A 16,364-nucleotide genomic window follows, 5' to 3' on the forward strand; every position below is an offset into this window, starting at 1 on the left:
CTATGAGCAGAAATAAGATGAGTGTGGCTGTTTTGGTTCTCTCATTGTTCGTTTTGGTATGGGGTAATATGGGGATCGCTTTGGCCATGAGCGGACAAGAGGTCATAGACCGAGTAAAGGATGAATATGGAGACTTCAAGAGTCAAGTAAGCCAACTAAACATCAAGGTATACGATAAGGAACGATTGATCAACGACTGGCAAGTGACACTGTTTACCAGAAGCATTGACGATAAACAACAGTCGCTGCTAAAGTTTAACTCACCAAAGGATGTGGCAGGAGTTGGTCTGCTGGATTTAGGCGAAGACCTTATGTATATGTATCTGCCCGAGTTCAATAATGTTCGACGCATTGCAGGTAGCGCTAAGAACGGTAGTTTCATGGGCACCGACTTTACCTATAACGATCTTAGTCTAATTAACTACGATACCTCAGACTATGATGCCAAGCTGATCAAGGAAGATAACGAGTTCTATGAACTGGAGTTGTGTGACAGGGATAAAACCGATTCCAGCTACGCAAAAATTGCGATGACTGTGCGTAAAGATGATTGGTTTCCTGTTAGACTGGTCTTCTACAATTTGGACGGCAAAAAGCAGAAGGAACTGGTCTCCTATGATGTTACTCCGTCCGGGAAGTACAAGTATCCGAAGCGATTGGTAATGAAGGACTTCCTGGCGAATCATAGTACAGAGATCCTGATTGCCGAACCTGAGTTTGATCTCGACTTAAGAGATGACATCTTCACCACACGGACACTACAAAGAAGCAAGATCCGATACTAGGTTATATAAACGAATACCCGGAGGTTTAATGCATATGTCTTTAACTACTAATCGATTGACCATAGGATTACTGTTGCTGACACTTTGTCTTGCGGCCCCGGTTGCTGCAGCTGAGGTAGATGGGCAATACACCCTCAAGTTGGCAGTTCCTCTCGAGACCGATCAACCGATAGATGAATCCATTGGTTCGGTGGGTCTCAAAACCGACATTGAGAGCGATCTGGGGAACCTTGGTATATGGAAACTAAGGATCACTGCATCTTACGACAATAAGCTGGATGAGCTAAAAGACACCTGGAACGAAGAGCACACTGATATTGTTAGAGAACAGATCACCATGGGCTTTGATGAAGCTTATGTGGATCTATATTCCGTTGCCGATAGTGATTTGGATCTTCGCCTAGGGAAACAGTTTGTTACTGTTGGTATTGGAGATGGAATTAGCACCCTTAATCTAACCGAGCCGGTACAGGCTTTATCTGTTAACGATCTATCTTCCCGGGCAGTCATTGGTGTTCGTGCCGACTGGTATCCACAGGATACCCATATCATCGCCTTTGTACAGCCTCGAGTAACCCCAACCTGTCTTGGCCCTGAATTGGAGGCATCTTTAGAATCAGCAGTCCAACAGGAGCTGCTAGGACTAGTTCCAGCCGGGTTTCAGATAGGAAAACTCGACGCACGCGAAGTCCCCATTGACTATGGTAAGGAGGGCCTTGGGTATACGTTCAAGGGGGAAAAACTCATCGGAAGAGCCGATCTTGGTCTTGTGTACCAGAAGGGCTATGTCCCCTTTGCTGTAGTCTCTGACTTTAAGGCTGAACCGATGGGCGAAACAGCCAGTTTGGCCATCACCATAGACAAAAAGTACATGCCTCTACAAAAAATTGGCATTACTGCCGCTGGCACCATGGGAGATGCAAGTGTTTGGGGGGAAATGACCTACAATATACCGAAGAAGGATTTCTTCGCGTCGGTTTTCACAGATAACCCCGCTCTTTCGGAGCAATATCGGTTTAGTGATGAGACATACCTTACTGGTATGATTGGTGTAGATTACTTTTTACCAAAAGACATCTATGTCAATATCCAAGCCATCAGGGGATTTCCCCACGAGTTTGCCAAGAGCATGCTAAGTGACTATGTGATCGTTGACAGCTATAAGTATTTTCTCAACAACAGGCTCAAAGTGGATGGGAAAATGATCTACTGCCTCAGAGATAAGGGCTGGGTGGCACTACCGGAAGTCGAGTACCAGGTAAAAAGCAACATTCGAGTCTTTGGCCAGATTACCAGACCCGGTGGCGATGCGGAGTCTCTCTTTGGACAACTGGAGAACGCAAAAATGGTTACCGTAGGAGCCAATGTATCCTTTTAGCTGAAAGGGGGCTAGTATTAGCCCCCTTTAATCATCTTACTGGCAGGTATATTATGCTTTACGGAGAAAATAAAAGAGTAACATCACAGATTCGCCGAGACAGAAGGCATCACACAAAAATGCAGAGGAATCTAGTCCACAGGAAAGGAGCGGAAAGGTTTGACTAACCGTCGACAGGAAATACTGGATAAAGCAAAGGAGATGTTCTCCCAGCGAGGCTTTCATGCTGTAAGCCTTGAAGACATATCTAGATCCCTGGAAATGGGCAAATCCACGATCTACCATTACTTCCCTTCAAAACACGAACTATGGGCAGAAGTTCTTAAGGACACAGTGGCAGGATTATACCATTATGTACTCGCCAAGGTTAATCACCAAGATCCGTACCATGAGCAAATCCGTGACCTAGTTAGCGCCATACTTACGTATTTTGAGGCCAATCGCCAGAGTTTCCTGTTGTTGCTAAGGGAAAGACTGGACTTTCTTGACCTAGAGACCATTAAAGAGCAATTCGATGCCCGATTCCGGGCCGAATACGACCAATTCGCGGAGCATTTCCGTTCTACGGTCGATGCGGGTAAAAAGGCCGGGGTACTCGCGGACGTTGATGCATCCATTATCCTGGCATGTATATTCGGTACCATCAATACGGTAGTGTTAGCCACTGTTGTTCATGACCCTGATCGCAACCTCACTGAGTTAGTAGACGATTGCTACCTCGTAATTATGAATGGTATCAGCGCGGTATGAACCGGTATCAGTTAAAAAGCAAATCCACTCCGAATATACACCTGGAACGGTGCGCTTGCCTCCATACCAACAGCAACCCCTACCGCCGTGGTATTCTTATATAAATACTGATACACTGTCTGCCATACCAGCTCTCCACCGATGGTAGGATGCAATCCATCAAAGGAAGAAGAATCCCACGCGGTACCTCCTTCCACAAACAGAGTCCCCGTTAGTCGATCGAAGATTCCCTGACGGAAATCAACTAGCTTACGCCGGTACTCACCTGTAAGTAATACCGCTTTGCTTCCACTAAATTGGTCGGTAGGATATCCCCGTAGGGCCAACCCACCACCACCGTAGAACCCTCCGAGGGAAAACACCCCATCACTAGGACTATAGGCACCCTGGGCGGAGAAAGCTAGGGTGGTGTCCATATCTAGCTTAATCTGTTTGAGAAACTGGCCCGATAGTGCAAGATAGGTCGCATCCAAACGATTTACCCAAGACCCTTGCACAAGCAGGTCGTTGTAAGCCAAGTGTTGATCCCGGCCACTGAACCAGCGTGAGGCTAGCATTAGGTACAAAGTACTCATCTTGATTTCCAGATCTGCACCCTTTAGGCCTGCCGCCCGATAGCCCGCCTTAGCAGTTGTATCTAGTAGGAGCCTCCTGGATATCGGCACAGCCAGTTCTAGCTGGATACCCCCTGCTCTATTCTGTTTAGATACACCCACCCGAGACAATCCCAAGGAAAATACCGGCGCCCGTGCAAAACTGGTTAACTTGTGTTCATAGTCGAAATTGAAACTCAACTCATTCACTCCGCCAAAGGTGCAATCAACATAGTAATTACGTTCTCCTAAAGCATCCATGCCCGCTGTGGCAACACCCAGGGAAATCCCTCCATTATGCAAAGCAAAACGCGGATACATAAACTTTGGCGATAAGCTTTCCCAAGGATTGTATGGTAGTACTGGCAAATCCGTGACCTTGCCAGGTAATGCCTGCTTCCCAATAAGACTACCTCCTTGTAGCAACACGTTAACCTGCTCATTGTTCACATCAACGCGAAGCCACTCTCTGGACATGAAGGGAATCGTAAACAGATCATACCCTTGAGCAGAGTAGCCAACATAAGTAATATACCTACCATCGGGGGAAATGGTGGGCCCAAAGGCTCCATACAGCAAATTGGTAACCTGCCAGGTCTCTTCTGTAAATCGATCAAAAGCGTAGAGATTGAAGATACCACCGCGATCTGAGGTATAGATTACATATCTGCCATCTGGAGTCCAAGCTGGATCCAGATCCCGGCTGGAATCGGTGGTAATCGGTCTCAGGCTCTTTGCTGTGGGATCATATTCATAGATATCGTACCCTGCTCCATAGCTCCATAGAGATAGGAGCAGTAGATCCCCTTGGGGTGACCAGCTAGCCTTAGCTATTTGGACGCTTTCATCCATCCGAAGCAGTGGGGAGCTCATTTGACTCCCAAAGGAATATGTCATTAGCTCCGTCTTCTGGCCCTGCCTTGCAATATATGTAATCTCGTCTGTACCGGGACGCCACGCTGGCCCATCAGCTCTTTCCCCAAAGGTGAGGCGTTGCTCCTTACCCGCGTGCCGATCAAAAACATAAAGATCATTGACCAGCTCTGTATAGTCATGATAATCCAGTTTGGCATATACCAGTCGAGCGCCATCGGGGCTCCAACAGTAGTCCCCTGTGACTCCGATGTAGCCTGTCACAAGTTGCCGGTCATGCGCCCCATCCACAGCGAACAGCCTTAGCGCTGGCATCAGCTGACCTTGGACCACATATGCTATATCCTTTCCATCCGGGCTATACTTAGGATGGCCCACCCTGTATCCGTGGTTTGTCAACTTCTGCGCCAATGTAAGACCTTGGGCACTGATTTGACCAGCTTGCTCCACATAGTATTGTCTTAGTTCAAGAAGCCAATCTTCCCAAAGACACTCCAGGTCTACCCCGGTGACCTTCGCTACAATGCGCCCAATATCCGTAAAGGGATTGCTCGCAGACTCCCAGCTAACGTTGGCGATGATATCATCTCCGAATCGTTCCGCCAGATAGGTAGTAAATCCGCTGCCGAAAAGATAAGGAATCGTACCTTGGGGCCACTCATCAAGGGTATAAGCACCACTCGCATCCCCAAGCGAAGGAATTCTCCCTTCTAGCAGGGCCGCCCGCATATACATATCATAGACCGAGCCACTTGCCCTACCCCCGGTGGTATGCTTCGTCTCCTGATAGATGGCATAGCCCTCTAATAACCAAAGAGGCATCGCACTATTAGGATGGGCGATCAAAGGCATTTTGCCGAATATGCTACGCAGCAGCAACAGACGCTCCGTTGCCATATCCATCTGCAAAACATGGGTATATTCATGGAGTAATACATACCGAAGCCATTCCTCAGTTCCAACATCTATTGATTCACTCGCTGCAGGATAGACCAGGTTTATGCCGATAGCGTTAAACAGAAAGGTATTTGCGTATCCGTTGGCCAAATCGGTGTCATCATAAAGAATGATGTGGGTCCGTTCCTGGGGACTATATCCTAGCTCCAAAACTAGTTTCTCATGGACCTCCTCTGCGATGACAGCTGTCCTACACGCATACTGTTGGCTGCTGGGCCTAAAGTGAATCTGAAAATGTTCGGTTTCTACCGTAGACCACATGGCATGGGCATTACCCACAAAGCAAAGCAAAACAATCATAGGCAAAAACTTACGGAACCACATCTTGTTGGTCCTCCTTTACAGATACTCTGGCCAATAGAGACATCCGGATTGGGGTGCGCACTTATTCTTCACCTTTTCAACATCATCAGATCCACAAGGGCAGAACAATTCTGTAATACGGCATAGATACGCAAGGTGATCGAGCCACCTACCCTTTTACAGACATTCTTTACTCAATTCCTCAACTCCTGTTCATCAACAAGGGTAATTACCTCATTGATACGCCGCCGGGATGACTTTGTCCCTGGACCTACCGGATACCCAATAGGCACAATCGCGACAGGTTTTCGCTCGGACCCGATACTAAGTACGTCGCGCACTTGATTGTCATGGAAAGCACCTACCCAACAAGTTCCAAGGCCTAGGGACTCGGCTACAAGAGTAATCGCATAGGTCAGATTAGCCGTATCTTGGATACAGTACATTTCCCTCCCCCGACTACCATAACGGCCCGAAGAACGATCAGGTTCAGCACAGATAACTAACACCACCGGGGCCTCACTGATAAAACGTTGGCCTAAGGCTGCCTCGGCCAAGGCTACCTTTTTCATCTTATTAGTAACCACAAGGATATGCCACGGCTGCAGATTCCCTGCACTAGGTGCCCATAGAGCACAATCGATTACTTTCATGAGCAGTTCAGAGGGGACCGTCTTCGACGAAAAGCCCCGAATACTCCTCCTATTTCTAATTACATTAGGACAACTGATGTCCATTTAGTACACCTCCCTTGTTTTGCCTCTTATATAGTATCTTTACGCTCTGTAGACTTTTTTCCTGCCTCAAGCTGACAGAACACAAATAAATAGCTCTGCAACCTCTGATTCATTTTTCTAAGACACCTGCGTCGGCGCGGTGCTTGCACATGATCCGGACCTTTTCCACTAATTCGCATATGCTAAGTTAAGCTCATAAACATCACTGGACAAAAGCATGTTTAACAGGTAATATCTTAAGTAGTGTATGAGTATCCTGTCACAATTTTACTTCAAAGTACAGGGGGTGATGGTTTAGCGTGCGGGCATTTTATGCCATCGGTCTATGGGACTTGATTGATGTTACCTCCATTCATCGACAGTTTAGCTGGACCCGAGAAGTTCGGTGGGTTTCCCCTTCCCATGTTCACTTGACCCTGAATTTCCTAGGTGAGATAACCTCTATGCAAGCCCACTCAGCTACGACTATTCTAAGGAAGACGGCAAAAACCAACCAGCCCTTTGCCTTGGAATGGGATAGAACAGGGGTTTTCCCCAGTTGGCACAGACCTCAGGTACTATGGGTCGGTCTCAAGGAGGAAAGCCAAAGAGTCGTTAGCGGTATCAGCGAATCCTTAGGCAATGCTAATTCAAAACCTCATCTGACCATTGGTCGGTTACGTAGACAACCGTCTGCTAATCTGATTACCCAATGGAAGGATTACCAGATACTATGGCCAAGCATTTTGGTCACCAAACTCCTGCTCGTAAAAAGCACTTTGACCAAGCAAGGACCAATCTACGAGGTTTCAGAGGAGTGCCACCTAGGAAACTAGGGAATACTGCGTAGCCTTTGTGCTGCAATCATATAGTATATTATCTAAAGGGAACGAAGCACATGTCAAATCAGCAGACATTACCACCAAGTAAAACAGAATTTGATGGAGGCAAATCGAAGGGAGAGGCACGGATTTTTGTGACTGGCATCTGGAAGATAGTTTTCGAAACAGTGTTGGGCATACTACCAATCACAGTGTTGCTGCTTGCATTTAACTCATTGATCTTGAAATCATCCTTGGCAAATCCACGACAAACCATTGCAGGTCTCATTCTTACTGGAGTAGGTTTGGTGATCTTTGCTATTGGATTAAACCTAGGGATTATTCCCCTTGGGGAGAGCGTAGGGCTAAATCTTCCTAAGGAGAGTCGTATCTGGGTTGTCCTTCTATTCGGATTCCTGGTCGGCTATAGCGTCACCTTATCCGAACCGTCATTACAGGCCATGGGTGCGCAAATCGAGGAACTTAGCGCAGGACTAATGCGAAAAAACGTTTTTATTCAAACCGTAGCGGTTGGCGTAGGTGCAGGCGTATCCTTGGGATTACTTAAGATTATCCTGCAAATCCCAATGGCACGCATTATTGTCCCCGGCTTTATCATTGCTGTAATTCTTGGCCTGCTTGCCCCCACGGAAATAATTGGACTTGCTTTCGATTCCGGAAGTGTGACCACAGGTCCCGTTACCGTACCAATCATGTTGGCTCTAGGGATCGGATTGGCCACAGCCTTAGGGGGACGGGATCCGCTTATCGATGGGTTCGGGCTGGTTGCTCTATGTGCAATTGGACCAGTAATCACAGTGTTACTCATGGGCACGATACTATTCAAAGCATAAAAAGGAGTGTTCTGTGTGCACTACGATGTTATAATGGCGATCCTCAGAAGAGGAACCGCCGATGCCGTAATGGAGGCTGCTAAAAAGGCCGGAGCCCAAGGCGGAACTATCTTACTAGCCAGGGGTACAGGTGCCCAAGAAGCAAAGACCTTCTTCGGCATAACCGTGGAGACTAGTAGGGAAATCCTCATGATCCTTTCCCGAGACTCACAAACAGATCAGATTCTCCAAGCCATCATCCGGGAAGGGCAACTAGATAAGCCCGGCGCAGGTATCGCCTTTGTCCTGGATGCCAAGAAAATCGTCGGATTGGAACACCGACAGGGAATCGTGGACTGCGAAGAACAAAAATAGATAGCACACTGCCAAAGGGAGTCTACTCCCCTTTGGCAGACCGCGTCTTTCAATCATCGCCAAACATCTGCAGAATGTTGGCCAGAACCACACCGTAGACCAAAGCTGTAACAGCATCGGATGCGGAGGTTGCTGGTGGGATGATCAAAAGGGGCGCGAAATGAAAAAGACTAACGATGACATGTACCGAGAACCACACAATGAGACTAAAAAGAGCCCCTTTGAATACCTTCGCCCTTAGAGTTGTACAAACAAGGAAATAGCTAAACAGTATACCTAAGGTCCCCGCAAAGAACAAATGACCCACATGACCGATGATCTTCTCAAAAGTTGTGTGCGGAAGATAGCCCAACACTAGCGACGCAGCCCAATCACGGTAGAGTATTTCTGCAAAGCCAATATAGCCTGATATGACATCCAAAACCAGCATGGGAATACCGGCAAGAACTCCCGATAGGAACCCTCGAACAACGCGATCATCTGCGATTTTGATCATCCCCACCCCTTTCAACACCTCGAATCCTTAATATTATGTCTCAGTCCAGTGTATATTTATGTGCTCATGAAAAGATCAACGAAGGTATTGACATATTAAGATGTATCGGCTATAGTAATAATGGTTACTATTACTGCTAGTAAGGAGGCCTAGACGTGACAAAGATCCATGAAGTATATAAGTGTGAGAAGTGTGGAAACATTGTTGAGATGCTTCATTCAGGTAAAGGACAGTTAGTCTGCTGTGGTGAACCCATGGAATTACTTACGGAGAACACCGTGGATGCATCCGTGGAAAAACATGTTCCTGTGATCACAAAGGTAGAAGGTGGCTTTAAGGTTACCGTAGGGAGCGTAGAGCATCCCATGGTGGAGAAACACTATATCGAGTGGATTCAGATTATCACCGAAGATGGGAAATCCTATCGGAAGTTCCTAAAGGCCAATGATGCTCCTGAAGCCATGTTCTTAGTAGACGCGGATAAAATCACTGCCCGGGAATACTGTAATTTGCACGGGCTTTGGAAAGCAGATAACCACTAGCTAACAAGGAGGTCGCAAGAAGTTGTCGGTTGAACCGGAAACAAGGCTAACAAGACAACGGAAAATCATCCTTGAGGAACTACGTAAGGTTGATACCCATCCAAGTGCGGATCAAGTCTACGAAATGGTACGCAAGCGACTACCAAAGATTAGTCTTGGCACTGTCTACCGCAATCTGGACTTTCTCTCCGCCGAAGGATTGATCAGGACCCTAAAATCAGCTGGTTCCCAAATGAGGTTTGATGGTAATCCCGACAACCACTATCATCTAAGATGCATCAGATGCGACCGGATTATTGATCTACCGATCTCAGTTTTTGATGGGCTTGATGATAAAATACACAGGATAACTGGTTATGTCATCATTGGACATGACTTGGAGTTTCAAGGAATCTGTCCTATTTGCGGACAAGAAAGTCAAAAGAACGAAGGGAGAGCAACTAATGAGTCTGAAAGGCACAAGAACTGAAAAGAATATCCTAACCGCTTTTGCTGGTGAGTCCCAAGCACGGAATCGCTACACTTATTTTGCTAGTCAGGCAAAGAAGGAAGGCTACGTACAAATTGCTGATATCTTTGAGGAAACAGCTAACCAGGAAAAGGAACATGCCAAACGGCTATTCAAACTACTGGAGGGCGGCGAAGTAGAGATCACCGCTGGCTTTCCTGCTGGAGTAATCGGCACTACAGCTGAAAACCTGGCAGCTGCTGCCGCAGGCGAGCATTTTGAATGGGACGAAATGTACGTCAATTTTGCCAAAGAAGCCCGGGAAGAAGGTTTTGAAAAGATCGCAGTGATCTTTGAATCTATCGCCAAAGCCGAAGCGTTCCACGAACAACGTTTCCGGGGACTTTTGGGCAATATCGAGGCGAACAAAGTATTCCAGAAGGATGAAAAGGTAACCTGGCGGTGCCGCAATTGTGGATATATCCATGATGGAGACAGTGCTCCCGAGGTCTGTCCTGCTTGCGCACATCCCCAGGCTCATTTCGAACTAGTCTGCGAGAACTGGTAAGACTACTAAGGGCCCCTAAACGGGGCCCTTATTGTGCTACTTCACCTCTACCTCAAAAACTGCTTCCACACTTGCCATTACCTCTACATTACCAGCAGCTATGGGAGTTGCCTCCGCCATCATCAGCTTCTCACCCCGATACTGAAGCGGGATCGCATTAGCGCCGGTTTCCACCACCTGCTTTACTCCGGTGATCTCAGCTCCCAAAGCCTTAGCAATCACCAAAGCTTTGTTTTGGGCATTTCCCACTGCCTGGGTTAACGCTTCGGCAAAGGCTGCACTTTCGTCCTGGAGACCGAAACTAATATAGTTGATCCGATTCGCCCCTGCCGCGATAGCTGCATCAAGAATTGTGCCTAGCTTATCTAGGTTGAGCGTGCTTACTAAGATTTGGTTGCTTGCCGTGTAACCAACATTGGTATTGGTATTATAGTCATAGTTGGCGTACAATGAAAAATTACTAGTCTCGATTTTCTTGGCTAGTTCCAGCTTCTTGATCGCCTCTATAACCTGATTTGCCAGTCTTGCGTTCTCAAGCTGAGCATCCTGGGCAGTTTCTCCCCTAGTTTCAATCGCCAAGGCAATATGACCGATGTCTGGGGCAACGCTAACCTTAGCTTCTCCCCGCACAACTACATCGGTGGCAGCTGCAAAGGCAGGGACCGCTAAAATGAGCATTCCAAGGATCAGTATTAAGGTTATTTGTCTTTGCCGCAAAGGATATTCCCCCTCATTTTGTGATATGACTCTCTAACCAACGGAAACTCTCTTCATACCCACCCACAGGATCAGAGCCTTCGTATTCTACGCACCAGACACCTTCGTAGCCCACGTCCTTCAGGCATTTTACGGCGAATACCAGGTCTATTTCCCCGCGCCCTAAAGCACAACCCTGATAACTACCTCTGGTCCCGATGCCATCCTTTAGGTGGGTATGTAAAACATGGGGTGCAATCCTTGCATACACCTGATGCAGCTGGGACAGTTCATATCCAAACCAGCGGTAATTCATCGTATCGAAATTGGCACCTATATTAGGAGAGTTAACTTCCTCCAGTATTCGTAATTGCAGATCAATATCATTGGTCACCAAGCCATGATTGTCCACGGCAAGATAATACCCTTCATCCTCCACAAAGCCCTTTAGTTTCTTAAGACAACTGCTGATGGCATCGGCCCACAATTCCTTAGGAATATGTTTCTTTGGCTGACCACCTTCGGTGCGAATGACATCGGTGCCAAGCAATCTTGCCAAATGGCAAACAGTTTTCATCCTTTTAATCTCAGTCTGAACCACACCACTTTCTTGCATCACGAAATCATTAGCGGCCGACAAGACGGATACCTGCAAATTACGTTTCTCGAGGAGGGATCTGACCTCTACCGCCCGCTTCGACGCCTGGGCCTCCGTTTCCCTGCGCTCATCCCAAATGTCGGCGATGGCCAACTCAACATACTTATATCCAACTTTTTGAGCATAATCAGCGAATTCCTCCAGATTTTTACCTGGGGCATTATAGTGAATGATACCAAACCTAGACATGGTGACTCCTCCTTAGCAATATCTTACTTCTATATCTTCTAGTATTTACGCTGTATTCCTGCCCTAATTAATCGGTATTGCTGTAGAATAATCCCTTATTTACCGCCTGAAACCGCCACTACGATCAAAGCATTTAGGTTAGCCTAGTTACTACTCATCGGTGTCAGCAGCTTCAGCTTCGATCATCTCCACAAATAATCGAGCTAACACCGGGTCAAACTGGGTGCCGGCACAGGCGGTTATTTCTCTTAGAGCTTCTTCTACACTAATACCTTGGCTATACGGTCTATCACTGATCATGGCTTCAAAGGCATCCACTAAGGTCACTATACGAGCAGAAAGAGGAATATCTTTGCCCTTTAGTCCCCGCGGATATCCCCCGCCATCCCATCGTTCATGGTGGGAAAGTATGCCTTGAGCCACAGAGACCAAGTCCGGTGAAGCAGCGGCGATCCGGTAGCCAATTTCAGGGTGTTTTCGGATTATCTCCTGTTCTGCTGGTGATAGGGGTCCCTGCTTATTCAGTATTTCCTCGGAAACAGCAACCTTACCAATATCATGGAGTAGGGCCAGTAAAGATACCTCATCTAGCTGAGCATCAGACAGCCCATACCGCTTACCTAAAGCCACCGCTAATTCCTGCAGCCTGCGGGCATGGTGTTCTGTTTCATGACTCTTCTCCCCTAATGCCCGTTGAAGTGAGGCGACTAAAGCGCTCTTGTTGCTTAAGGCTTTGTTCATCTTGCGCTGGTACATAGAATCTTCCGCTCGTCTAAGGATGACGTCAATATCTTGTTCTATTTTTTCTTTTACAGCATATCCCACAGCCAAACTAATACTAAACGGCGCAGACGCAGATTCTTCACAGGCCTTCTCAATACGAGAGGCGATATTTCGAAGCTGAAGTCCCGTAGTCTGGGGCAAGATAGCAACAAACTCGTCTCCTCCCCAACGCCCAATAATGTCCTTCGGACGACATGTTGTCTTAAGAATGTCGGCAACCCGTTGCAGCAATCGATCGCCCTGCTGGTGACCCAACGAATCATTAATGATCTTTAGGCCGTCGACATCGGCCATCATCAAGCCAAGGGGGAGCTGACTCTCCGTATCTAATCCTTTTAGCTTCTCCTCCAAAAAGGTTCGATTGTACAGATCAGTCACTGGATCGTGGAAGGTAAGATAATGCAATTGGGCCTCCGCACTTTTCCGTTCGGTAATGTCTCGGGCATAGACTAAGGCTCCCCACTTGGACTGAAACAGAATAGGAACTGCCGCTACTTCCACATATACAGGTGTACCATCTAGTTGCAGGAATGCCTCTTCATTCCGTGGAACCGCTTGTCTTTCCACGTCTAACTTATGGAGCCTTTCTGCTACAATCTCTTGATGCTCAGGGGCAATCTGTCCCAAAACCGGTCTCCCTAGTAGATCCTTTTCTGTAACCGCGCCAAACAACTCCAAGGCCGCGTTATTAACATAGCTAAATGTGCCTTCCGTTTCCACGAAAATGGCATCAGGAGCCAGTTCTACCAGCTGGCGGAATCTGGTCTCACTATCTTGGAGTTCAATCTCCGCTTGTTTTCGTTCAGTAATATCCATGATATTTCCAATCACCTTTATGACATTACCACTATCGTCAAGGACCCCGTAGGCTACAGTGCGTACCCATCGAGCTTGTCCGGTAACAGTGGTGAAGGGAAATTCAAGATCATAACCTTCTCCTGTATCAAGGCACCGCTGAAAAGCCCCTTTGATCATCTGTTGATCAGCTGGAGCATAGCACGCCAAGCTTACATTCATGTGTTCCGGGGAGCCTACAGGAATATTTACAGGATTTACCCCATGGATATGATAGGTCTCCTCGGTCCAGGTCATGCTTTGCCGCTTCACATCCCACTCCCAGCCCCCCACCTTGGCCAGACGCTGCGTATCCTGAAGCAACTGAGCACTTTTGCGCAAAGCATCTTCGGCTAATTTTCGTTCGGTAATATCTTCAAATACAGTGGCGAATCGATCCTGGCCGACAGCGTATGCACTGATGTAGTAAAAACGTTGGGTTGGTTCAAAGTAGGTCTCAAAGGTAACCGGCTCACCAGTAAGTACCACCCTTCCGTATATTTCGATCAAGCCACTTTGACGTATATCCGGGTAGATCTCACTTACTCGTTTGCCGATGATATCCGCTAAATACAAACCGGTATGTTTTTCAAAGGCTGTATTAGTTTGCAGGAATACATAGTCTTGAGGATTACCATCATCGTCCAGTACCAAGCGATGTACAGCAATGGCATCAAGGGAGTACTCAAAGAGCTCCCGGTATTGTCTTTCTCTATCCGCTAGGGCCTGTCTTTGCTCATACATCTGTGTTACATCATGGAATACTAGGACAACCCCTAGCATTTTACCGTCTACATCAACAATAGGAGCCGCACTATCCGCTATCTGGTACTCGGTTCCATCACGGGCTATAAGACTAGTATGGTTGGCTAGACCAACAATCTGACCGCTCTCCAACACCATTGATACAGGGTCAAGGTGGGGCTGGCGGGTAATTGTACTAATGATCTCGAAGACCTCGGTAAGGGGTCTGCCTAAGGCCTCAGAGCTCGTCCAACCAGTTAATGCCTCCGCCACGGGATTCATGCGGGTAATATTTCCATTGATATCAGTTGTGATCACTGCATCTCCAATGGAGTGCAGAGTCACCGCCAGATCCTGTTCGCGCCTACGAAGACCTTCCTCCGCTTCCTTTAGTGCGGTAATATCAATAACTAGGCCTTCCAAAAGGAGTAGTTCACCATTCTCATCATACACACCACAACCTTGTTCCCAAACCCACTTAACACTGCCTGAAGCCGTACGGATCCGGTACTCTGCTACTAAAGGTTGTCTATCCTCGAGTACTCCCTGCCATGCATTCCAAAGATAATCATGATACTCCGGGAGAATGAGGTCCATATAAGATATCTTGTTATTGTGGACTAGGTCGTCGGGCGTGTATCCTAGCAATTCCTCAACACCACTACTGACAAATAGCATGGTCCAATGGCGGTCATTATGACACCTATAGACCATACCCGGTATGTTATTCATCAGGTGTGTTAGCTGTCTATCCCGCTCTGTGGCGATACTCATTGATGCCGCAAGCTGTGCTTCACTTTGTCTTCGCATATACAGTAGCCTAACCAAGACAAAAATCCCGACTATGCTAACTAGAAGAAGCAGGGACACGATGGCAATGACTGTGTCCCGTCGTTTTCTGGCAAGTCTTAGTAGCTGATGATACTCAGTTACATCCATCAAGGTACCAAATACGACGTTTCTATCCTCGTCGTACTCCGCGATTGAGCGAATATCCGCTATTTGCCCGTCAATGGGTCGGCGGATCTGAAATTCAACGTCGTAGTGCTCACCTTTTTCGAGCAAGTTTGCCAGTGCAGTATCTAGTATTACTCGGTGTTCTGGCAGTGGAATTGCTTGAACATCACTAATTGTCCACTCATCGCCAATTAGCCCATATACCTGCTTTGCTCCTTCGGAGACCACAACCCTATTATCGACAAAGTGAAACTCCCAATGCCCAATACCGGTAATATCCTCTGCCCGCTTTAGTCGACGGTTATAGTCACGTAGTGTCTGCTCCGCCTCGATTCTGGCGGTAATATCATGCACAATGGAAAGAACAAAGAGTCCCTCTGAGTTGATGGGATATGAGTAAACTTCAACGGTCCGGACTTCACCATTCCTTAGGCGATGAGGAAAGACAAAGTAGTTACGCTGTTCGGATACTGCGGCTTGCCGTTCCTCTTCTACCTCCGCTGGAAGGAGCATGTTGATCTCATCAACTCGCATACCTAGCAGTTCTGATGGTAAGTAACCGTAAAAGTCACTGGCTGCCCGATTGGCTTTTACAATAGATCCGGTTGAAGCTTCAATAACGAGCATTACACTTCCGTGGGTATCGAATGCATCGTCCCCAAACACCTCATCCTCGCTAGCAAAGCCAGCATCCATCGGTGAGGTTGCAACCATAACCAATACTAAGATCAGGTAGAAGAAAGGTCTGATGGCTAACAAGATACTCACCACTTTCAACCGGGCGATATCATCGCTTCTTTGCCCTTATTACTTCCTTAACCTAAACGAATACCCCCTGCTACAGAGGGGGTATCACTTTGGATAATATCATGTTGGAAAATGAATCCACAATAGACTTACGATTCTCAACCCTCGTTGCTCTTTCTAAGAGGCTATCTGCTATCGCGAAATCCGGTTCATGTCGATCACCAATTCCGGTTCATCCCGATCAGTGATTCCGGCTCATGTCGATCACCGATTCCGGTTCATGTCGATCAGTGATTCCGGTTCATCCCGATCACCTAA

Annotated in this window: 15 protein-coding genes; 9 read left to right on the forward strand and 6 right to left on the reverse strand. The window is 47.2% G+C overall.

Features of this window, described 5'->3' with window-relative positions; all coding sequences use genetic code 11:
- Positions 1-2: 2 nt before the first annotated feature.
- From M0Q40_07270 to M0Q40_07280, 3 genes are all read left to right on the forward strand, one after another.
- Positions 3-785: an outer membrane lipoprotein-sorting protein gene (locus tag M0Q40_07270; GenBank protein MCK9222406.1), complete on the forward strand. Its 783-nt coding sequence runs from the start codon at positions 3-5 to the stop codon at positions 783-785.
- 34 nt (positions 786-819) lie between these two features.
- Positions 820-2,163 carry a hypothetical protein gene (locus M0Q40_07275; GenBank protein MCK9222407.1) on the forward strand — a complete coding sequence of 448 codons (1,344 nt, stop codon included), beginning with the start codon at positions 820-822 and terminating at the stop codon, positions 2,161-2,163.
- 159 nt (positions 2,164-2,322) lie between these two features.
- The gene (locus M0Q40_07280) at positions 2,323-2,913 is read left to right on the forward strand and encodes a TetR/AcrR family transcriptional regulator (protein ID MCK9222408.1); all 591 of its coding nucleotides are present in this window, start codon (positions 2,323-2,325) and stop codon (positions 2,911-2,913) included.
- A gap of 11 nt (positions 2,914-2,924) precedes the next feature.
- On the opposite strand, the gene M0Q40_07285 is transcribed toward M0Q40_07280, so the two are convergent.
- Both M0Q40_07285 and M0Q40_07290 read right to left on the reverse strand, forming a co-directional pair.
- Positions 2,925-5,660 (reverse strand): hypothetical protein, encoded by a 2,736-nt coding sequence (locus M0Q40_07285; GenBank protein ID MCK9222409.1) that lies wholly within the window; start codon positions 5,658-5,660, stop codon positions 2,925-2,927.
- A gap of 173 nt (positions 5,661-5,833) precedes the next feature.
- Positions 5,834-6,376 (reverse strand): nitroreductase family protein, encoded by a 543-nt coding sequence (locus M0Q40_07290; protein MCK9222410.1) that lies wholly within the window; start codon positions 6,374-6,376, stop codon positions 5,834-5,836.
- A 299-nt stretch (positions 6,377-6,675) separates the two neighbouring features.
- On the opposite strand from M0Q40_07290, the gene thpR reads away from it, so the two are divergent.
- The 3 genes from thpR to M0Q40_07305 all read left to right on the forward strand — a co-directional run bounded on the left by thpR (position 6,676) and on the right by M0Q40_07305 (position 8,384).
- Entirely contained in the window at positions 6,676-7,191 is a 516-nt protein-coding gene (gene thpR, locus M0Q40_07295; GenBank protein ID MCK9222411.1) for an RNA 2',3'-cyclic phosphodiesterase, read from the forward strand.
- Between the two features lie 62 nt (positions 7,192-7,253).
- Positions 7,254-8,030, forward strand: a complete 777-nt coding sequence (locus M0Q40_07300; protein MCK9222412.1) for a DUF1538 domain-containing protein — start codon at positions 7,254-7,256, stop codon at positions 8,028-8,030.
- Positions 8,031-8,045: 15 nt separating this feature from the next.
- Positions 8,046-8,384 carry a P-II family nitrogen regulator gene (locus tag M0Q40_07305; protein MCK9222413.1) on the forward strand — a complete coding sequence of 113 codons (339 nt, stop codon included), beginning with the start codon at positions 8,046-8,048 and terminating at the stop codon, positions 8,382-8,384.
- Positions 8,385-8,433: 49 nt separating this feature from the next.
- Here the strand turns inward: M0Q40_07305 and M0Q40_07310 are convergent, their stop codons facing one another.
- The gene (locus M0Q40_07310) at positions 8,434-8,886 is read right to left on the reverse strand and encodes a hypothetical protein (GenBank protein MCK9222414.1); all 453 of its coding nucleotides are present in this window, start codon (positions 8,884-8,886) and stop codon (positions 8,434-8,436) included.
- Positions 8,887-9,035: 149 nt separating this feature from the next.
- On the opposite strand from M0Q40_07310, the gene M0Q40_07315 reads away from it, so the two are divergent.
- From M0Q40_07315 to M0Q40_07325, 3 genes are read left to right on the forward strand one after another with little or no spacing between them, the layout of a single operon-like run.
- The gene (locus M0Q40_07315; GenBank protein ID MCK9222415.1) at positions 9,036-9,422 is read left to right on the forward strand and encodes a desulfoferrodoxin; all 387 of its coding nucleotides are present in this window, start codon (positions 9,036-9,038) and stop codon (positions 9,420-9,422) included.
- A 22-nt stretch (positions 9,423-9,444) separates the two neighbouring features.
- Positions 9,445-9,891: a transcriptional repressor gene (locus M0Q40_07320; GenBank protein ID MCK9222416.1), complete on the forward strand. Its 447-nt coding sequence runs from the start codon at positions 9,445-9,447 to the stop codon at positions 9,889-9,891.
- A complete protein-coding gene (locus tag M0Q40_07325; GenBank protein ID MCK9222417.1) occupies positions 9,866-10,438 on the forward strand; it encodes a rubrerythrin family protein in 573 nt (190 codons plus the stop codon). Before M0Q40_07320 ends, M0Q40_07325 begins: the two co-directional genes overlap by 26 nt.
- Positions 10,439-10,474: 36 nt before the next feature.
- On the opposite strand, the gene M0Q40_07330 is transcribed toward M0Q40_07325, so the two are convergent.
- The 3 genes from M0Q40_07330 to M0Q40_07340 form a co-directional block, all read right to left on the reverse strand.
- Positions 10,475-11,155 carry an SIMPL domain-containing protein gene (locus M0Q40_07330; GenBank protein ID MCK9222418.1) on the reverse strand — a complete coding sequence of 227 codons (681 nt, stop codon included), beginning with the start codon at positions 11,153-11,155 and terminating at the stop codon, positions 10,475-10,477.
- A gap of 13 nt (positions 11,156-11,168) precedes the next feature.
- Positions 11,169-11,981 carry a sugar phosphate isomerase/epimerase gene (locus tag M0Q40_07335; protein MCK9222419.1) on the reverse strand — a complete coding sequence of 271 codons (813 nt, stop codon included), beginning with the start codon at positions 11,979-11,981 and terminating at the stop codon, positions 11,169-11,171.
- A gap of 150 nt (positions 11,982-12,131) precedes the next feature.
- Positions 12,132-16,058 (reverse strand): PAS domain S-box protein, encoded by a 3,927-nt coding sequence (locus M0Q40_07340; protein ID MCK9222420.1) that lies wholly within the window; start codon positions 16,056-16,058, stop codon positions 12,132-12,134.
- Positions 16,059-16,364 lie beyond the last annotated feature (306 nt).

The sequence above is a fragment of the Limnochordia bacterium genome, assembly GCA_023230925.1.
Lineage (GTDB): Bacteria > Bacillota > Limnochordia > DUMW01 > DUMW01 > JALNWK01.